Annotated in this window: 14 protein-coding genes and 2 pseudogenes; 10 read left to right on the top strand and 6 right to left on the bottom strand. The window is 60.3% G+C overall.

Translation table 11 applies throughout. The annotated features are described in order from the left end of the window. Positions 1 to 127: 127 nt before the first annotated feature. Positions 128 to 331: pseudogene (locus PSAL_RS09285) on the bottom strand (transposase domain-containing protein); the annotation flags it as partial. Positions 332 to 554: 223 nt separating this feature from the next. Between PSAL_RS09285 and PSAL_RS09280 the strand changes: the two are divergent. The 10 genes and pseudogenes from PSAL_RS09280 to PSAL_RS09235 all read left to right on the top strand — a co-directional run bounded on the left by PSAL_RS09280 (position 555) and on the right by PSAL_RS09235 (position 12,204). Beyond that, positions 555 to 1,316: an SDR family NAD(P)-dependent oxidoreductase gene (locus PSAL_RS09280; protein ID WP_119838775.1), complete on the top strand. Its 762-nt coding sequence runs from the start codon at positions 555 to 557 to the stop codon at positions 1,314 to 1,316. Positions 1,317 to 1,854: 538 nt separating this feature from the next. Further along, complete coding sequence (locus tag PSAL_RS09275) at positions 1,855 to 2,736, top strand: hypothetical protein (RefSeq protein WP_119837544.1); 882 nt, start codon at positions 1,855 to 1,857, stop codon at positions 2,734 to 2,736. Continuing rightward, positions 2,726 to 4,048, top strand: a complete 1,323-nt coding sequence (locus PSAL_RS09270) for an AbiJ-related protein (protein ID WP_119837545.1) — start codon at positions 2,726 to 2,728, stop codon at positions 4,046 to 4,048. Before PSAL_RS09275 ends, PSAL_RS09270 begins: the two co-directional genes overlap by 11 nt. Positions 4,049 to 4,278: 230 nt before the next feature. After that, positions 4,279 to 5,868: a hypothetical protein gene (locus PSAL_RS09265; protein WP_196222664.1), complete on the top strand. Its 1,590-nt coding sequence runs from the start codon at positions 4,279 to 4,281 to the stop codon at positions 5,866 to 5,868. Next, entirely contained in the window at positions 5,865 to 6,365 is a 501-nt protein-coding gene (locus PSAL_RS09260) for a hypothetical protein (protein WP_231388474.1), read from the top strand. The genes PSAL_RS09265 and PSAL_RS09260 overlap by 4 nt, the downstream gene beginning before the upstream one ends. A 170-nt stretch (positions 6,366 to 6,535) precedes the next feature. Further along, positions 6,536 to 6,691: pseudogene (locus PSAL_RS09255) on the top strand (IS3 family transposase); the annotation flags it as partial. A gap of 659 nt (positions 6,692 to 7,350) precedes the next feature. Further along, positions 7,351 to 7,854 carry a DUF6634 family protein gene (locus tag PSAL_RS09250; protein ID WP_196222665.1) on the top strand — a complete coding sequence of 168 codons (504 nt, stop codon included), beginning with the start codon at positions 7,351 to 7,353 and terminating at the stop codon, positions 7,852 to 7,854. A 341-nt stretch (positions 7,855 to 8,195) separates the two neighbouring features. Further along, on the top strand, positions 8,196 to 8,936 hold the full coding sequence (locus PSAL_RS09245) for a hypothetical protein (RefSeq protein ID WP_119837548.1): 741 nt from the start codon (positions 8,196 to 8,198) through the stop codon (positions 8,934 to 8,936). Next, positions 8,933 to 11,176, top strand: coding sequence for a Mu transposase C-terminal domain-containing protein (locus tag PSAL_RS09240; RefSeq protein ID WP_119837549.1), 2,244 nt, complete (start codon positions 8,933 to 8,935; stop codon positions 11,174 to 11,176). The genes PSAL_RS09245 and PSAL_RS09240 overlap by 4 nt, the downstream gene beginning before the upstream one ends. Next, complete coding sequence (locus PSAL_RS09235; protein ID WP_119837550.1) at positions 11,173 to 12,204, top strand: ATP-binding protein; 1,032 nt, start codon at positions 11,173 to 11,175, stop codon at positions 12,202 to 12,204. Before PSAL_RS09240 ends, PSAL_RS09235 begins: the two co-directional genes overlap by 4 nt. Positions 12,205 to 12,577: 373 nt before the next feature. Here PSAL_RS09235 and PSAL_RS09230 read toward each other — a convergent pair whose 3' ends face one another. The 5 genes from PSAL_RS09230 to PSAL_RS09210 all read right to left on the bottom strand — a co-directional run bounded on the left by PSAL_RS09230 (position 12,578) and on the right by PSAL_RS09210 (position 19,503). Continuing rightward, positions 12,578 to 12,739, bottom strand: a complete 162-nt coding sequence (locus PSAL_RS09230) for a hypothetical protein (protein WP_196222666.1) — start codon at positions 12,737 to 12,739, stop codon at positions 12,578 to 12,580. 384 nt (positions 12,740 to 13,123) lie between these two features. Further along, positions 13,124 to 14,203, bottom strand: coding sequence for an extracellular catalytic domain type 1 short-chain-length polyhydroxyalkanoate depolymerase (locus tag PSAL_RS09225; protein WP_119837551.1), 1,080 nt, complete (start codon positions 14,201 to 14,203; stop codon positions 13,124 to 13,126). A gap of 26 nt (positions 14,204 to 14,229) precedes the next feature. Further along, on the bottom strand, positions 14,230 to 14,646 hold the full coding sequence (locus PSAL_RS09220) for a CopG family transcriptional regulator (RefSeq protein ID WP_119837552.1): 417 nt from the start codon (positions 14,644 to 14,646) through the stop codon (positions 14,230 to 14,232). A gap of 542 nt (positions 14,647 to 15,188) precedes the next feature. Next, positions 15,189 to 16,433, bottom strand: a complete 1,245-nt coding sequence (locus tag PSAL_RS09215) for a serine hydrolase domain-containing protein (protein WP_231388473.1) — start codon at positions 16,431 to 16,433, stop codon at positions 15,189 to 15,191. A gap of 76 nt (positions 16,434 to 16,509) precedes the next feature. Further along, the gene (locus PSAL_RS09210) at positions 16,510 to 19,503 is read right to left on the bottom strand and encodes a cytochrome P460 family protein (RefSeq protein WP_147407577.1); all 2,994 of its coding nucleotides are present in this window, start codon (positions 19,501 to 19,503) and stop codon (positions 16,510 to 16,512) included. Between the last annotated feature and the right edge of the window lie 479 nt (positions 19,504 to 19,982).

Raw genomic sequence — 19,982 nt, 5'->3', positions numbered from 1 at the left:
ATAAACCACAAGATAGTTCGGACGGACGTAAGCGCTGTCTGCGCCCCACGCGGGATCAGCTTGACGTGGTGAAGTTCCAAGGCATCAGCTCGTCGATCGTAAGCGCTGTCTGGGCAGCGCGTGGCTTTCAGCTTGAGGGCTTGAAGTTCCAGGGGAGCAGGTCGTCGATGCGGTTGTTTGGATGACCTGCCGCTATCGCTTCGAGTGTAGATTTCAGGTAGGCAAAGGGCTCCACGCCGTTGATCTTGCATGTCTCGATCAGCGAGGCGATGCGGCCCCACGTGCCACCACCTTCGTCATGACCGGCGAACAATGCGTTTTTGCGATTGAGGGGTCGTTTGCGGGAGAGTGTGGAATCCTACGCTAAGCCGACTGCGGCCGTTCGCGCGGGGTGCGGCGAATGACCGGTTCGAGCCCTCATTGACAGGTTTCTGCATTGCAGCGAAAATCGGCAATAGGGAAACGTTACCTCACAAAAGGCAGTCAGATAATGACAGAACTTCAGTCGCAAATCACACCATCGCGTTGGACAAATACTAAAGGGCTTTAAAGATATGGTTGATTTGCCCTTAAGTGGCCAAACTGTTCTTGTCACCGGTGCTACCGGAGGGATCGGACGATCCATAGCCCTGCGCCTCGCAGAATTGGGCGGACACCCAATCCTACATTACCGCAGCCATGAAGACGAGGCACAGGCACTTCTGGAAACGATGGGTGGTCAAGGAACGCTCGTTCAGGCCGATTTAACAGAGAATGACGGTGCGCAGCGGCTTTGGGAGGCGGCAGAGGATCGTGTAGGTCGGATCCACTCGCTCGTGAATAACGCAGGGATCCGCGCCACTGCACGGATTGAGGATGATTTCAACGTTTGGTCAGCCGCATGGGAGGCTGATTTGCGTGTCAATCTCCGGGCTCCTGCTGATCTATGTCGCATGGCAATCCAGCACTTCTGCGCCTTTGACGGGGGGAGAATTGTGAATATTGCCAGCCGCGCGGCGCAGCGGGGATACACAGAAGATCACATGCCTTATGGCGCGTCCAAAGCTGGGCTTATCAATCTAACCAAGACGATTGCTCGTTCTTTTGGTGCTGATGGGATTATCGCCATCGCGATTGCGCCGGGCTTTGTGCGGACGGAGATGGCTGAGGAATTTATCCGCGCAAAAGGCAAAGATGCTGCCGTTGGAGATGTTCCTATCGGAGAAATGGTTGCGCCAAGCGAAGTTGCAGAACTTGTGTGCTTTGCCCTTCGCCCTGAACAAAAATCGCTAAGTGGCGCGACCTTGGACGTGAACGGTGCAAGCTACGTCAGATGAATAAAAGCAGACCTTGATTACAGAGGCACGGACGGCAGCTTGGTCCCGCGAAGCGGTCCTTGCTGGAAAACGCAGCGAACGGCCGCTCTCCGCCCCTAGTGCTGCTAACACTACCGGCTCCAGGACGTCACGCGGCGGCGCCGCCACGTTCTCGCCCGAACTAGGCAACTGATCGACATGGACGGCCCACTCCGGTCGTTCGATGCGACCGATGGTGCGGCAACGCAGCGTCACCGAAGCGGCCATTCATCCCCGCCGCAGCATTTCTTAGTATCCTGATCGCCGGTCATGTGGAGAGGATTGCACACCTATGCTAGATGATCTCGGATGGTCCCGGTGGTTTGGGAACAATAATCTCGATATGGAGGTTTTAAGCTGGTCGAAGATTATTCGGGAAGTAGGAATGAGAAATTCTTCAAAAAACTTGGAGTTTATTGACAGCACCTTCTAATCCGAACCTTGTCGCGGCGACAACCGAGCGTGCTTCGAATCGCCAAGAGGTTGAGCCGTTTTTTTTAATTTATGGTGGGGATAAAGGGTGTCCGATTATTTTACAGATCGTAAGCATGGGGCACGACCTCAAACAATCGAAGTCATCGATGAGCGCTTGTGGGCTGGCCTCTACAGCTTGATCCAGACAGGAATAGGCGACGATTCATTCGGGTGGCGCTTCCCCGAACAGTGCCCCGACGGAAACGGGCCGTGCGGATGCGACGAAAAGGCCTTTCGCCAGATGCTTGGCGCCGAGGTGCCGTGGATCGAATGGCCACTCTCTGCGGGTGAAGTGCCCGACACGCCAGTGATCCTCGATTTACTCGAGTTTTGTGCAAAGGCCGTAGGGGAGCCGATTCAAGGCGCTTATCATTCCTTCCACCGTCATCATCACCTGAGTTGGAACCGAGACGCCGGACTTGCGCGATTTGTAGGGGATGTGAACCTCCTGTTGCGCCGGAACGCCGTCGCATACGAGCTGACAGCGGCCGGACAGGCCCGCCGCCTTCTTCCGGAGGCAATCGCTAATACAATTTTTGGGGCCTTGTTTCAGACCGGAGATGCGGAGACGGACCGGTTTCTTGAAGCCGCGCGCCAACGATTTCTTTCGCCAAAGCCTGAAGATCGTCAGGACGCACTCGAGAAGCTGTGGGACGCTTTTGAACGACTTAAGACGCTGGAGCCCGGCGCCAATAAGCGCGTGCAGGCTGATGCGCTGCTGGACCACGTCGCACCGCCGGGCTCTGGATTTCGGAAAGCCCTTGGGCGGGAGGCCTCTGAGCTGACCACTATAGGCAACAGCCTTCGCATTCGTCATTCCGAGACAACGCAGGAAGCGCTGACCTCTCTGGATCAGATCGACTATCTGTTTACGCGGATGTTTGCATTCGTGCGCGTGATCCTAAAGGGGACCGGGCGTGGCGGATGAGCTTTACCGGCTTCTCTCCGGGATTCTGCAGGGAATGAGCCACGCCCAATTGAGCCAAGAGCCCGAGCGGGTCGCCGGGCTGGTCGTGCCTGCCCGGGAGGGTTTCTCGAAGCGGCAGCGTATCGAAGCTGTGCTCGAGAACCTCACGCAGGAGGACCTGGCACAGCTGGCGCTCAAATTCGCTGCAGTTCGCCACGACATCCTACTCGATGAGGCGGGTCGCAAGGTGCTCGAGGCTGGCGACCCGCCGTTGACACAGATCACAAGACGAGACGTTGCGCGGATCCTCGGAGACGATCTTGCTGGCGAGCGCAGCACCGTAGAGGTGGTCGAGGGCTACTTCCCGCTTTCCTCGCCACTTGAAGACTTCCTCGGAAGCGGTGGCGAAAGCCTGCGCAACCAAATCACCCGGTACATGGATCACAATCAGGGCGATTGGTCGGTGGAGCATCTGTTCGGAGAAATCGGGGCCTTCGATTGTTCCAAAGCTAGGTTCGGCGCCTTGCTGGAAGAAACTGTTCACCCTCTTACTCGATCGGGCGATGATCAGACGAAAACGGTCGCTGCCCTGAACGCAGTCCTCGCGCGGGACGGCTACGAGCTGGCGCAGGAAGGCGAAATCTCCGGTCATCCGCTATTCAGTTTTCGATCCTTGGCGCGCGGTGTCAGTGGTCGACCGAAGAACCTGATCTTCGCCTCGCGGGGGCCAAAGCCGGAGATCGGTTTCGCCGACGCGATCAACAACGACCTTGTCATCCTGTCCGGAGAAGAAAGCTGTCTGGTCTACGACCGACCGATCGGCGCAAGCGGCCTGGTGTGGTCCGAACTCGTTGCTTGGTGGGGAGAGGCTACGCCGGGAGCCGATGCTGCAGATCTCGGCGCTCGCCTCCAGGAATCCCTGGCTTCGGACGCTGAACGCAAGCTTTTCGCGACCTACTTCAAGGCCTATCGCTCAGCTCTCGGTGAGGCGCTGCCTGCGCTCCTGCCGCAGGTCTACCTTCACTATGATCCTGCCATCGTGAAAACCCTGCGCCACCGGCTTCCGCTTCCCCGTCAGCGCATGGACTTCCTTTTGCTGCTTCCCAACCGTCAGCGCATTGTGATCGAGGTCGATGGCAAACACCACTTCTCGGAGAATGGCCGCCCATCGTTGAAGGTCTATGCCGACATGGTGTCGGCTGACCGCGAATTGCGACTTTCTGGATATGAAGTCTATCGGTTCGGGGCGAATGAACTCGTTGGTGACAACGCCGAGGCGAGGATCACGGATTTCTTCGACAAACTTATTCGTCTGCATAATATTCGGCAGTGAACTTGAAACGCGCTCTTTAGGAAGTAAAGCTTGACGGCAGCATTGTCCTGGTCATCGTAAACTGATCGCGACTCCAAGCTGCACCAATATTTTGTCTGCGATGCGCTGAAGGGTACCTACAGTCGACCGCCTGCATGCTACACTACAGACTTTGAGCGGGCTGCTGTGGAAGCTCGGTTCTCGAAACAGGTGGCGGAATGATTGGCAGGCAGGCAAGGTCAGACGGCGAGATGAATGGCAAACTAGATCCCGATCGCATCGGCCGCATCGGCGAAGACCAGTTCAAATTGCTCTGTGAGCGCGCAGGCTTCTATTGCAACAAGAGCGTCATCGACGTGATGGGATGGGATTTCATCGTGGAGTTCCCGGTAACGTCTGCCGGTCCGGCGCTACCACTCGATCAGCGGCCGACCAATGCCGCGAAGGTGCAGTTGAAATCGACACTCGGTCACGGCGGCAATCGCATTCGTCTCAGTTTGTCCGCGATCGACCGCCTGGCGAAAGACCCTCGGCCGGCGCTCATCGTCGTGTTTCGGCTGCTCGCTGATGGCGAATTGCAATCCGCATATCTTGTCCATCTTGTCGGGAGTGAGCTGGCGCGCGTTCTTAAGCGATTGAGACTGGCGGAGGCCCGCAAGGCTCGCGACATCAACCACACTGATATAAGCTACGACTATGTGAAGAGCGGGGTGCGCTTCGAGCCCACGCCAGCTGGCCTATTGGCAGCCCTGATTGCGGCTTGCGGACAGAACCCCGGCGCCTACACGATCGAGAAGCAACGACAGCTCGCCGAACTTGGCTATGAGAGCGGCCAATTTGAGGTCGAGGCACTCATCCAGATCGAGGGTCCGGAGCATTTCAGCAATCTATTGCTTGGCCTGTCGCCCCTGAAACCGCACCAACTTCGCGTGTTCGATAGCCGGTTTGGCATACGACTTCCCTACCAAGGCACTTTGTTCGACGACCTCAATGACTTACATCTCACGCCCCCTACGCTGGGCTCCTGCGAGATCTCGATCCGCGGACCTGGTTTTGGACAAGCGGCGCGGTTCCAAGGCGAAATGTTTATCGGACCGCAGATGGCCGGGCCGCATGGCACGGAGCTTCTCATCCGCACCGCAGATTTCAACATCCGGCTGACGCCCCCGGCGCTCAAGTTCGAGAGTGTCAGTTCGATCGATGACATGGAGCATTCCCTAGAGGAGTGGGCGGAGCTGCTGCGTGCGCTCACGCTCATGGCAACCGGCCGATCAACGCTAACGATCGCTGGCAACGAATGGATTCCACCGATTACCTTTCCGGTCGATCAACCCATCACCGGACCATACCTAGAGGAGCTACCGCTCATCTCCGCATTTGCGGATGGGTGGCTGCAGCTTCTTACTAACGCAGGTCTCCGCTCCACCGATGTATTCAAGTTCGATGCGTTCTGGGAGGCAAACGAGGCACGTATGGCCGTGAACATCCTGCTTAATCCGAAATCACAGGCTCGCTTCGAGTTCCAGACGCTCGAAATTGAAGAATCGTCGCCGTTGCCAGAAGGCCTTTATTTCAACAGCTCATCGTTTGCCGACACCAGCCTGACTTTCAGTGCGAAGGTTTTCTTTGAGAAAACCGACGATCCGGAATGGCGGTATCGGTCGGTGGGCTTCAAAGCGCTCGATGTTCAACCGAAGGTCGACGATCTTAAAGAGTATGGAACGGAACAGGCCACCGCATACGATTTGAAGCTCTTAATCGACCCGAATAACATAATATTAGTGCCTCGGAGCGACACCCCCGAGCGGCCCAGCAGCGCCTCAGGAACCCTGGCCAAATGAGTATACAATGGCTATTGGCAAAAGCGCCGGGATTTCAGGTGCTACCCGAAGCGGATCGAGCGGCGATCTTCAATTTCACTTTCTTATGGAGCCTTTTCGAGGCCCAAGTTATGGGAAATTTCGCACGCGCCGATCTGATCCGTGCGAAAGTTGACAAATGGAGTGACGCCGGAACGCTCGATGCTGACCAGTACGATGGGGAGCTGGCCTATTTTCGGGAGCGCTACTACGCCAACGGGGACTTTACCCACCACTTCGCCCACCTGCATCTGCGCCCGGCAGATCAGCCCGACCTCGTTCGGTCGGTCCTCGACGGGCGCAGAAACGACCCGCGCGACCGGCTGCTGACCGTGCTGATGATCGTTTGGCGCTTTCGCAACAATCTATTCCACGGTGAGAAGTGGGCGTATCAGCTCCAGGGCCAGCACTCCAATTTCACCCACGCTAATGCCGTTTTGATACGGCTCCTCGAAAGGCATGGGCAGTTAGGAGCTTGACGGCACCAAAGACTCGGCTTCCGCCAGATTGGTTCGTCCGCCTAGGAATTCGCAACCAAAAGCGAAGTTTCCCACCGTCGATGAACGTCTGCATACTGAGCTTGGCAAGAGGAATTTCGCACTGGAGGCGAATGTCGGCTTCCCGCCCTTGATGTCGATCTGCACTTCCGGCCTTGGATTACCATACGCCGGCCGGCTACGCCCGAACCCTGACCACCGCAACCGCCCGCCCCGCTGCACGAGATGAAAGCTCTGCGCTTCGGGCGATGGTTCAACCTGCGCCGATTGGCGTAACAACCAACTGGGCTCCGGTCAGGACTGGATGAAAGTTCCGTGGCAGGTCAGTTGTGGTCATGCCACCTGTTTGTTGTACAGTAAGAATTCCTTCGAGCTAGGACGGAATAATGATCCGACCGGAGATCGCCGAAGCCCTGGTTGGGTTTTCATATTCACAGATCTCCCAGATCCTGGTGCGGCCAGCTCGAGGCGCGATGCTCGGTGATTTGCCCTCGGATGCTGCGTCGTTGCAGAACTCTGACGTCTGAGGATTCACGTCGCGAACCCATGCGCTTTCAAAGGCTGCATGAGTAAGCCGTCTTCCGCCCGCGAGGTAAGCGTCTAACACCTCCATGGGCGCTCCTCGCGAATCGTCATCAGGCGATCGGATCGCGGTATGCCCAACTTTTCCCAATGTTCTCTATGGAAGGGGTAGGGGGTGAGCGCGAGTTGCAAGCCCTTCTGCGCCGCTCAGGGTCGCAAAACGACTTGCGAGAATACCATCATATTCCTGCCTTTGCCCCGTCGACCCTTGGGATTCATGCAACTGACTGATTCCGCTGCGGTCTTTTTCGCAAGGCTTTCTGGTTGCGGCCTGTTGGGCGCCGCCGTTAGAGCCGCCTCCGAACACGCGCGTTCATCCTGGGAACCTTAAATGTCGCCTGGTCTCAGAGCATACCTGAGACCAGGCGACGCCCTGTATGGCAAGATGAACATGACACACGACTATCTGAACCAAGAGTTTCTCATGCGCAGCGTCACCGCGTTCCGGGCTGCGCTGATTGGACCGGATCCTGATGGCGATGATCGAGATGCGCCGATCCTGAATGATTACCTGACTGTCCTGCAGGGGCGGCGGATGAAGCTCCATGGCTGGGCGTCTGGTCACCCGAGGCTTGGCGCGGCCTTCGTCACGACATCGCAGCTGATCCATGTGACCCCTGACCGAAGATGGGCAAGGACGCTGTCCCGCTGGTATCGTCTGGGGCGGCCTCAACGGCTCGATACCTCGCAGCTTTCACCGGATATCGAGCTCGCGGGGTATTGCGTCCCGATGACCCCGGATGGCTTCAGTATTCCGCTTCATCTGGCGCGTCGCCTTATGGAGCAGGGTCCGACAGGTTTGTCACGAAGCGCCATGGAGAAGGGCTTGATCGAACTGTCGGAGAGCCTATCCGCGATCGCCGAAAGCTGGCCGCCGCAGAGAAGGTGACTTGTAACTGATTGAAAGAAGGTAAGAAATAAAGAGTGAAATTTCTTGAAGATTTTCGCTCAGAACTTTCACGACCTCCTCTTACCTCTTGATCAGGAAGACAGGAACAAGAGGAGCGGACTGCAATGAATACCGGGATCCCCTGATATCGATCCGACCGACCGTGGCGCCTTGGAAGGCGCCACGGTGCCCCGCAGATGCGCCACTGGAAGGTGGGGACAGGATCGCCCGTGGATCACTTGCCGCGAAAAGGCCGGAAATGGCCAGGTAAGCACGGTCTGATCTTCAAGAGAACAAGAGGCCAACCCGGAAACATTGTGTGTTCCGGGAACGGAGACGTCATGTCGAATTATGAAGACTGGTTGCAGGATCAACCGGCTGTCACGAAGAAGCAGCCCGCCCTGGGAGTCTCGCCGATCCACGGGGTGCTCCCCTATGCAGGTGACCGAAATCCCCTGACGCGCAGCGACACGGTCAAGCGTGTTTCGGCCGCGATCGCAACTCCGATGACGGGCGGTATCCGGCAGGTTTATCATTTCGATGGCGAGTCCGAATACGCCGTCGCCCTGGATGCGCTTCGCAGCCCCGAGCTCTATGGGCTGGAGGTGCAGCTTCATCCACTCAGCTTCTACTGTCGGCAGAAGCGCAAGGTGCGGACCCATCGGTTCGACTTGCGGCTGACCTTCCGGGACGGGTACCGGCGCGCGGTCTTCGTCCGCAACGCGACGAGCTTGGCGAGGCGCGAAACCCAGGATGAAATCGACGACATCTTCGCCGCAGTTACCGAGGACTTCGCTGACGACGCCATGGTCGTCTGCACGGATGACTACACGCGTGCGTACCGCGATAACCTCCGCCGTATCTGGGATTACCTGCAGGTAAAGGACGACGAGGCGGATGCGCTCGTCGAGGATGCCGCACGCAATTCCAGCTATTGGTATCTGAACGACCTGATCGCGAATTGCGACATGGAGCCGTGGCGCTGCTACAAGGCTGCGATGCGGCTCATCGGCCAGAATGTGCTCTGGACGGACATGCACGGCGTCATTGACTATCCCTCGCGTGTCGGGCTGAACGTATGACCACGCAGCCGCTCTACAATATCCCCAAGGGATCCATCCTCAAGCTGGATGGCCGTGAACTGATGGTGTCGGTTCGCGAAGAGAGCGGCTATGCGGTGGAATGTCTGGAGTCGGGTGAGTGCTTCACGCTGCCCACCAAGCGGGTCGATGACGCGATCCGGTCGCGGGATTGCGAAGTCACCAATCCGGCAGATGCTGAAAAGCGGCGGGCCTTGCTGGCGCACACCGGCGGTATCGAGCGCGTCGAGCAGCTTTGCGAGGAAACGCGGAGCATTATTCAGGGTCGTCTTGCCCTTGTGCTGGCCCAGGACACCCTGCGCCAGGAAGGTGAAAAGCTCACGCAACGCAGTATGGACAAGGCCGGCAAGCATCGCCGCCTTCTGTTGACGCGGGCGGAAGGGATTGCACCTGGGTTCAATTTTCTTGGAACGCGGCGGGGCGGCAAGCTGGCATCCGGCTTCGATGTTCCGCAGGGGCGCACTCTCGCCAGCTATCATGAGGTCTACCATCGTTTCGCCCAGAACCCCGTCGTTCTGGCTGACCGTGATCACAAGAAGGGGCGTCGGTCCCCGAGACTCTGCGAGTGGCAGGAAGTGTACATCTCGTACGTGATTGAAAAGTGGATGAAGCCTCAGAAAGCAAAGCTCACCACCATTGTGAACCATGCGAAGGAGGTGTTCGAACGTTCACCGCAAGAGATCGCGCAATGTGTCGACTTCCCCAGCATCACGACCATAAGGAGCCGGATCAAGGCAATTTCGGAAGTCGTGCGAACGATTGGCCGTGGCGGGAAACGATACGCCATGAATGTTAAGGGGCCTGGGTCAACGGACGTGCGCGCCCTGGCGTTCGGTGAAAAGTTCGAAACTGATCAGTGCCTGCTGTCGATCTTCACTTCCGGCGACGGCGTCGTCAGAGCGAAGGTGATCGATCCCAAACAGGCACCACAAGAGCTTGCGGACAACGAGGTCCGACGCTGCTGGCTTCACCTGATTATCGACGTGGCGACCCGCGAGGTGCTTGGCTGGGTTATTTCCGAGACAGCAGACGCCGACCATACCAAAGCGCTGCTGCGCATGGCGACGCGTGACAAGACGAAGGAGAAGGTCCGCTACGGGTGCAAGCAGGAGCCGGTACCCCCGGTCCGGCTCGGGCTGTCACTGGCGGATAATGGTACAGCCACCCGGAATGCGGCCGTCTACGCCTCTCAGCTCGGAATGGGCATGACCGTGATGACTGCACGTGCCTATCAGCCTCTGGACAAGCAAGTGGTCGAGCGGGTCTTCGGGACGCTGCAATGGCAGGTTCTGAACTTCCGGCCAGGGTATACCGGTAGCCGCCCGGGTGAGCTTACCGGCTACGATCCGAAGACCGCCGCCAGGATTAGCCATGACGAGCTCTACGGCATGATCACGCGGTACTTCGTCGACGAGTATCCTTTCCGGCCGCATCGTGGCACCGGGATGTCCGGGGCGACCCCTCGTCAGAAGCGAGACGAAGCGCTGAAGCGTTATGGCGCCATCGATCCGCCCTCGCAGCGGGACAGGTGTCTGCATCTTGGTGCAAAAGCCCGGGTGACCACGACGTCGGAAGGCGTCAGGGCTTTCAACATTCCTTTCAATTCCACGGAGCTTCAGCGCTTTGCCGGGGGGGCTTCGAAGGCGGTGACCGTTCATCTCGACCCCGATGACCTTCGCAAGGTCTATGTCACCGCGGAGGGCTTGGAAGCCGTGATCGAGGCCCGTTTGACCATGACGGTCTTCAAGGACCAGACGCTCGAAGAAGCCATCGAGATCATGGAGGCTGCGACGAAGTCCAATCCGAGCTTGCGGGAACTCCATGATCGGCACCTGGGCGAAGCGATGAAGCGCCGTGCGCTTGAATCCGGTTTCTTTCCGGATTCCCGCGATCCGTCGAGCTACCAGACGCTCGCACAGCTCGAGGCTCGCGCGAGCAAACTGCTTCGGGTCGAAACGCGACCTGCCGCCTATGTCGGCGCGGCTGCTGCACCCGGCCATCTCATGAGCAGGGGGCGCATGTCGGGTGTGGTGCCGGCACGCCCGGCCGGTGCGGCTCCGTCCAAACCGCCGTCCGCAGCGACGCCTCCCAGGGCAAGCGCACCTCCGCCACAGTCCGCTGGACCGATGGATGCACCCCCAAGGAAGGGGAGCACTTCCGCGACAGACCCTGACGACATCAAGACCATGACCTTCGACGCCATAAAGGATAGTAAACTGTGACCAACCCCTTCATCATTCCCTCGTTGGCAGATCTGAATGCGGATCTCGCCCAGCGGCATTTCCCGCTCGCCAGGGGCGAGAAGCTCCAGCGCAAATTCTCTAAGCTCTTCAGCCGTCACCTTGGCCGCCTTCGGTCCGGGAAGAGCTTTGAGGGGCGCAGCCTCTTGATCACAGGGCTGTCCGGCTCCGGTAAGACTGCCGAGATCTCGGACATGCTGGACCAGTTCAACGAAAGCGCCGTTCTCTTGCCTGATGGCAAGCCGGCGCGCTTTGCATGTTGCGTACTCGGCGCGAAGGGTACCTGGAAGGATCTTGGCCGCAAAACGCTGCAGGCTCTGGGCTATCCGATCACCAGCAATACGCGCCGAACACAGTTCGAAATCTGGGATCTCGTGATCAAGCAGGCGAAGCTCCAGGGCATTGTTGGAATCCACTACGATGAGGCTCAGCACATCATGCGGGGCAAATCGGATAAGGAGGTTGAAGCTGTCTTGGACGCCTTCAAGGGCCTCATGAAGGTAGACAAGCGTGACACGAAGAGTGGCGAAACTTTTATGCCGTCCCACGACTGGCCGCTCATGCCGATCTTGTCCGGAGTCCCGGAACTTGGTGACTATGTGCAACGCGAGGAGCAGCTTGATCGGTTGATGGCCAGGATCGAGTTCGGTGAAATCGATCTGAACAGCACGGGCGGGCATCCGGCGCAGGATTACGAAACCCTCAACGAGATCGTTGGCAGTTACGCGGTCAGCGCAGGCCTCGATGTCGATGCTGACCTGCCGACGGGAGATTTCCTGCACCGCCTGGCGACAGCAGGGGCATATCGATGGGGCCTCGTCATCGACATGGTTGTCGATGCGGTGGCACTTGCGGTTGTCAGGGGGGAAGGGTCGCTAGAGCGCTTGGATTTCGTGGAGGCATGGTGTGACAAAACCGGAATGAACGAACTGGCGACGCCCTTTACCCACGGCAGCTACGAGCGAATGTTCCGGAGGGACAAGCCGTTCCGGGCCGCCATCGGCACCTGACCTTCCTGGGCAATTCAGTCTTCGAGAAACCCGCGCTTCGGCGCGGGTTTTTTCATGCCCGGATGCTGCCGCCTGGATGACCTCATGAGATAAGCCTTCGATGCTGCGCAGGTTTTTGGTTTCTGCGCAAGCTTATGCTTTCAACCTGAAAGCCATGCGCGGCAAGTTATTGAAAATGTTTATGGATTCTTTGCGCCGAATCGGAAGCGATTGATTTTGCGCATTCATCTGCTTTCTCTGACTGTTGTGGGGGCACCCATAGTTCTGCCATTTTGGCACTGAAAACTGCCACTCTGGCCTGAAAGAGCTGCCATCGGCATTGGATCAGCGGGGTTCTTGCCCCGCTGATTGCATTTGACGCACCGGCTTCCTATCAAAGGGAAACGGCCGGAAAGGGAGGGTCATGGCCAACTGGTATTCGGCTGACCTTCACCTTGGTCACCAACGCATCATCGGGTTCTGCAAGCGTCCATTCGTCTCGACGGACGAGATGAATGCTGCGCTCATCCGGCATTTCCAGGGCTACGTCGGCCATGACGATGACCTCTGGATCTTGGGGATTACCTCGATACAACGGACCCAACCGCGCTGGCCAGACTGTACGACCTCGATGGCGCGGAACTCCATGTCTTTGAGATCAAGGGGCTCAGCTTCCACCCGAAAGCCTGGCTGTTCCGCGCTGCGGATCAACGGGGCGCCGCAATCGTGGGAAGTTCGAACCTGTCGCAATCGGCGCTGCGAGACGGCGTAGAATGGAACCTTCATTCTGAAGAGGCCGCCGATCAGGTTGCCCTGTGCTTGCGCCCGGCAAGAGAAGGGCTTGTTGCTGAAGCCTGTTCCCCTGCCAGATCCGCGCAGCAATCTTCAGAACGACGATTGCTGCGGGCGATGTCAGCAACGGGACTGGGCAACCTGACGATCAGGTAGATGGTCTGAAGAAGAAGCGGACCATCTCCGCGCTCGCATCGGGGCCTTTCGGATCGGTGTAGCTTCCCGCCGGATGTCCGCCGGACCATGCGTGCCCCAAGCCCTCTACGACCCAGTGTGTGACCGCTTCCACACCGGCCTCGTCATAGGTCGTGCAGCGCCGGTATGATCGATCGCCCGCAGTGCCTGCACTCTCGCTCTGAACGCTCTGCACCGGTCCGCCTTCAAGCGCCTGCCGGATGATGCGCTCACCGTTGGAGGGGTGAACGGTGGAATCGGCAGTGCCATGGAAGACGATCGTGCGCGTGGTTTCCCTGCGCGTGGCGCTGTCGGCCGCGTGTCCGGCCATGGCCGCGAAGGCGGAGGGGATATCGTTCGCCGCGCCGGCAGGCAAACCCGAATGGGCGCCCACGGCCTTGAAGAGGTCCGGATAGGTTCCGCCAAGGATAACAGCCATGGCCGCCCCGGCCGACAGGCCCGCGACGAAGACGCTGTCCTCGGGGGCGCCATGGCGCGCGATGACCTCTCGCGTCAGGCCGGCAAGGATCGCGGGTTCGCCGCGATCACGCTTCTGGTCACCACGGCTGAACCAGTTCCAGCAGGACTGGGCGTTGTCGCCGCGCGCCTGCTGTGGGTAAACGACGACGAAGCGGTGCTTTTCGGCGAGGGCGTTCATGCCTGTTCCAGTGGCAAAGTCTTCGGGCGTCTGAGTGCAGCCATGCAGCATGACCACGAGACCGGTGACCCCCTCCTGCGCCGAGGCCGGGACATAGGTGCGATAGCGGCGCGTGCCGGCAGCGCAAGAGAAGCTGCCCTCGTCAAATCGCGCGCCTTCCGGAAGATCGGCGGGCCGCGTTGCGGGGCGGGCTTCGGGTTGAAGGCGCGCCATCAGCCCGGAAAGCGCCGAGGTCAGCGTTTCACCGCCATCACCGGCGGGCGGCGCGGCCACCGGCCCAGCCGTGAGGCCATGCTGGGCCAGGGTGCGGTTTACCAGGTCGTTGGCGGATGCAAGCTGCGCAGCGCGCGTTTGCCCCGCCGCCCGGCGCCAGGCGCCGGCGTTGAAGTTGATCATCTGTTCTGTCCTTGTGAGAGGGGGCGCTACCGTATGCGGTCGGCCAGGGCCTTCTTGATGTCCGGGGAAGCCTGAAGGCTGCCGAGAACGGTGATCGAGCCGATGGTCGCCCGGGCAAGGTCGGGCGTGACGTCTGAGTGGATGCGGGCAAGGCCCACAACCTTGATATGCAGAACCTCGCCGGCCGCGCGAAGCTGCTCGAGTTCAGCCCGGCCGAAGTCCCGGAGGCCGAGCTCCATAGTATGGCGCTCGATGGAGCGGTCGACGGCCTCTCCATGCGTGTCGAGTTGTTTGCGTATCGAGGTGCGGATGAAGTCGCTACGGTTCGAATAGAACCCCTCCTGCACCAGCAGATCGATGCGGCCGAGGTCAACAAATCCGAGATTTATGGTGATTTTCTCGTTGTCGGGTTGCTTCTCCCGGAACTGTCTTACTTCGGCCATTATCTTTTCTCCATCTATATGGATGTTATATGGATGGTATACGGGGTTATTCAAGACCGATTGACGGACTTGCCTCGAACTTGCCACACTTCCGTGAGCCTGAGCCTGAGCCTGAGCCTGAGCCTGAGCCTGAGCCTGAGCCTGAGCCTGAGCCTGAGCCAAATATCTGTGCAGGAATTTGCAATCTGTCCGGGCATGATGGTTCGTCGGGCCGGCAGGGAGGAGGGTTCGCTGCACAGAGCGCAAGCGTCCTGTGACGTCGGCAGATGGTGGTGGAGGCAGGCACGTCCCAATCGAGGCGCGTCAGCCGAAGCAGGTCTTCTACAAAGCACGTCGTCTGACAAACCTTTCATGTATTCAACTGAGTTTGTTCAGGAAAAGTTCTCGCAGTCCGCAGTCCGCAGTCCGCAGTCCGCAGTCCGCAGTCCGCAGTCCGCAGTCCGCAGGGCAGGGCAGGGCGTCGTCCGGCGTTCTTCATTGCCGTCCGCGCCGCTTGCCGATGCTTCGCGGGTGGGGGGCTGCCGCCGCACCCTGTCGTCGGCCTAGTCTGCCGAGGACTGGACGAATTCATTACCTAGTGCTGCCGAGAGCGCGGTGAAAACCCGTGTCGCCGGCAAGGCGCAAACGACGCCTTCCGGGTTGTCGGGCAGCACATCCATGTCGCCGCAATCGCTTGCGGGGATGTCGCTGTTGGCCTGGACCACCACCGTCGTGGCGCTGTTGGCGTCGTGGTAAAGCGTCGTGTTGTAGCCGGGCAATGCGCCGGTATGGCCGATCCAGCCGCCTGCGCAGACCAGCCCGATGCCGTAGCCGCCGTGCTCGGGTATCGAGGACAGCCGCGCTGCCTGCGCCGGCTCGCGCAGCAGACCCTGCCCGCTGGCCAGCGCCTGACCGTAGATCATCAGGTCGTCGAGGGTCGAGATCATCTCGCCCGCCGTCCAGCCCCAGGACGGGTTCCAGAAGGTCGCATCCAACGGCGCGTCGGGCGAAACATTCTCGCCCTGCAGGGTGAAGCCATGCGCCAGCGGCTCGGGCATCCTGGCCGACCGGCCCGGCCAGACCGTCGCGCCAAGGCCGAGCGGCTCGATGATCTCGGCCCGCAGGGTATCGCCGATGGGCTGTCCGCTGACCTGTTCGATCACCATCCCCAGCAGCACGGTGTTGGTGTTGGAATAATCGAACTGCGTGCCCGGTTCGAACAGCGGCGGCTCGGTAGCGATGTAGGAAAGCAGGTCCTCCGGCGCATAGACGCGCCCGGAGTCGGAAGCAAAATCGGTCCAGAAAGCCTCGGTCAGCGTGTAGTTCGGCAGCCCGCTGGTCATGTTGGCCAGCATGCGCAGGGAAATGTGCTCTCCGTTCGGGATATCCTCGACATAGGCCGAGATCGGGTCGTCCAACGACAGTGCGCTGTTGTCCGCGAGCTTCATCAGCAAGGTGGCGGTGAAGGTCTTGGTAAGCGAGCCGATCCGGGTGTGCAGGCCTGTCTGCATCGCCGTCCCCACCGCGGGATCCGCCATGCCGTATGCCGCGCTCCACCGGCCCTCGGGGGTCTGCACACCGGCGATGATCCCCGGCGCGGCGGCCAGTGGCAGGACCGCGCGTACGACCGCATCCAATCGCGCGGCCAACGCATCCGGCAGCGGCGCATCCGGTCCGCGGGGGATCTTCATCAGGGCTGCAGGATCCGGAATGCAGGCCCCGGTATCGGCAATCGCGATGGAGGCAAAGGTCAGCGCCGCGCCCCCAAGGGCTGCCGCGAGGAACGTCGGAAATCGAAAGAGGTTCAATGTAGTGATCCTCCGGGACGAATAGTAGGCCGAACAGCGCCTTGCCTTGAGTGCCCGGCGGACGCACGGCGGCACATCAGGGCAGCTTTGCCGTGGCGCTGCCGGTGGCCAGTTTCCAGTCCTCGATCAGCGTGCCCTCGGTCTGAAGGTGGCTGGCAAGGTAATAGAGACGCCGGGTGGCGGGTCCCTCGGGCGCCGTCTCGAACCGCTGCTTGAGGTAATAGGGTGGGATAGCCTGCGAATAGAGCGTCGCTGTCACTGTGACATCGGTCGGATCAATGCCCGCGCCGAGGGGAATGCGATATTCGATCCGATCCGACCCGGCAGTGAAATCCGGATCTTCGACGGCACCGCCTTCAGGAAGGGTGGCCTTCATGAAAGCGGATGTGACCTCGCTCTCGCCGAACTTGGCGGCGAAGGCAGGCGTGCCCGGTGTCAGCGCGCCATGGGGCAACAGGCGGTTGTCCTTGGGGTGCGAGACACGATGCACGAAGCTTGTGGTAAAGGCCCCTTCGGCGTTGCGGGTCAGTTCCTCGTAGATCTGCACCTGGTCCTGTGACGTGACCACCCGGTGGTGCGGCTGGAACAGCGGGGTCTCCGCCCCTTCGGGCTGCTGGTCCAGGAATTCGGTGCTGAGCTGCATCTGATCGCCATCCACGATCACCCCTGCACCGTCGGTGCAGCCAGAGCACCAGAGCGTCTTGCCCGCCCCATCAAGCGCGCGCAGTTCGAGAAAGGCGCGCCGGAACCCCACACCCGAGGGCAGCCGGTGCCCCGTGAGGTTGGTCACGGTGACATCGGCCACGATCCCGTCGCCGCCCGTGCTGAGCGACAGCCCGATATCTGCCGTTTCCTCGCGCGCCTGCTGTGCCATGGTGTCGATCGAAAGCTGCGCGCCATTCGTGGCGTAGGTCATGGGCTGGGTCTGGGCCAGGCCCATTTCGGTGCGGAACTGGCGCATCATCTCGACCATGAAGACGTTCAGCCCGACGAAGCTGTGTCTGCGATAGCCGTCGCGCATCGGCACGTTGACCTCGTCCTGCGGCAGGAGGTTGGCCACCTCCGGCAGGGTCGTGTCCTGGATGGTGGCGATCTGCGTGGTGATCCCGTCCAGCGACACCGTGCCATCCGCGCTGCGGAAGTCGGATTTCATGTGGCAATCCTGGCAGGACTGCGCGGTCGCGTCTTCGCTGTAGCTGCTGTTGACCCATTCAAGATAGGTCGCCTGTTCCACCGAATGCTGGAAGTCCGTCAGCCCCTCGGGGTAGGTCACCCCATAGCTGTCCTTCAGGAAATTCGCGCCATTGCCGGCCGCCTGGTTGAAGACCTTCTGATCGGCCTCGGTATAGCCGTCCAGCGGCACCGCTGTATCGGCATCGACGTTGGGCAGGTTGATCGTGTGACAGGCCCCGCAAAGCTCGCTGTCCTTGATGTAGTCGTCCTGCACCGGGGTGATCCCCATGGCATGTTCCATCGGCGTCGTGCGCACGTCGGAATAGGGCCCGATCAGGCGGTCGGCCTCGGTCATGCGAAAGCGACCGGTGGTGCCGTTCATCAGGTAGGTGTCGAGCGTGTTGTAATCCGGCTGCCCTTCGGCCCGCTCAGGCGGGGCGATATGGTGACAGACCGCGCAGGACACCCCTTCGCGGGCAAGGTTGCCGTATTGGTGATAGTCAAAGGTGCCCTCGGCCTTCTGCCGGGCTTCCTCGGCCTTGGTCAGCGGTGCATGCAGCGCCATGTAATCAAGCTTGAAGGCATTCGGATCCAGGCCGGCCTCGGGGCTGGCCTTTGCGTCGATCTGCAACTGCCGCTGCCCCATCGCGCCATGGCAGGACAGACAGGTCGTGCCAAGCGCATCGGACAAATCGCCCGTGCCTGCCTTCTCCAGCAGGGCAAATTCGCTTTCAAGCTGCGCGAAGAAGACCGGATCGCGCCCCGCGAGACCCATAGGGGACCAGCGCCATTCGCTATATTCCGAGATGTCGTAGCCTTCGCCATAGTCCGGCCCCGTCTGCAGGAACATGGCGATCCCCGAAGGCGCGCCGCCAAGGCCACCATGACAGCCAAGGCAATTGTCCGAGGTCAGGAAATGTTGCGGACCATCCGGGCGCGACGGCACATGGTCAAGCCACTGGCTGGGCATGGGATGTACCGCGCTTGCCTCGACCGCGATCCCGTCCACGGGCGGGAACGTCCGAACGAAATCCGGGTTCGCGGTGGGTCGCCGGACAGGATCGCCCCCTGCCTCCGCGTTGGATTTGTCGAAGGCGTTATCGTTGTGAAAGTAGTCCTCGATCAATGCCGCCTCGGACTGTCCTCGGGCGGGGCGTTGCTGGATCGGCAGGTTCATTCTGCCGGGCGGCTGGTCCGTCATGTTCCGCCAGGTCTCGTCCACACGAAAGTTCAGCGGCTCGCCGGGATAGCCTTCGACATTGTCGAGCGCCGAGAAGACCAGTTCTTCGGCGGCGGAGGCGTGGCAGCGCATGCACATGCCATCCCCGGCCTGCCCCGAGGCCGGCGCAAAGGGAGGCGCGAAATCGTCGACCTTGGCCGAGGCGTCGACCGAGGCAAAGAACCACCCGCCGTAGGACACCGCGCTGTCCTTGACCATGACGGTCCAGTTCAGGCCCCCGTCCTTGCGCAGGAAGTCGAGCATCTCGGCCTCGACCGCCTCGGGATCGTCGGGATGCAGGTATTCCAGCATCTCGCGGTAGGTTATGTAACGAGCCGCCGGAGGGGTCGCCATTTCCTTGACCACCATCGCGCCGTCCGGCACCGTCCCCAGCCGCCCACCTTCAAGCCAGGCGATCACCTCGGGCGAATAATAGATCCGCACGGCCGGGTGGATGCCATAGGAGGTGCCCATGACGAAAGGCCCGGTATCGCGCCAGCGCTTGTCCCGGGTCCAGCCTTGGGCAGCAAACGCGCGCCCGGCGATGAAGGGGTAAAGCTGCGACTGGTAATCCAGCAGCGGCAGGGAGGACGGCAGCGGCAGCGCATCGTCCCGCGCCGTGGCCGCGAAGGGCAAAAGACACAGACATAGGCCGAAGGCCCCGATGTGATGACGCATGATAAGCTCCCCTCCCAGCCTGGCATCGTTCATCCGGGCCGTCGGGCCCTGAACGGGTCCGGCATAGCACAGGATTGGCAAATTTCGCACGATCCTGTCACTTTTCTTCCCGCACACGCCGGGCCCTGGTCTGGACCTGCCGCGGTTTGACGCCTCTCCTTTGGTAGCGTTTTATGCAACAAGGGAGGTGACCTATGGGGCTGAAACCGGTGGACCAATTCCGCCAGCATGCAGTGCGGATCACGCTGACAAGTGGACTGATCCGCAGGCAGCAGGTTCGCTGCCCTGCGCTCGGGCCTTCGGCCGGAAATGATTTACGCTCCTCGATCGGCATATTCGGCGATGCCGCTCCGGGGTCAACGATAGCTTGTCGCCCCTGGGGTCGCCTGGCGCCCGACCATGAAACCATCGCCGACTTCCGGCGTGACAACGGCCCGGCCATCCGCCGGACCTGCGCGCAGTTCGTGAAACTATGCTGC

The organism is Pseudooceanicola algae (assembly GCF_003590145.2).
GTDB classification, from domain to species: domain Bacteria; phylum Pseudomonadota; class Alphaproteobacteria; order Rhodobacterales; family Rhodobacteraceae; genus Pseudooceanicola; species Pseudooceanicola algae.
Note: the sequence above shows the minus strand (reverse complement) of the source record. Positions and strands in the feature narration are given on the sequence as shown.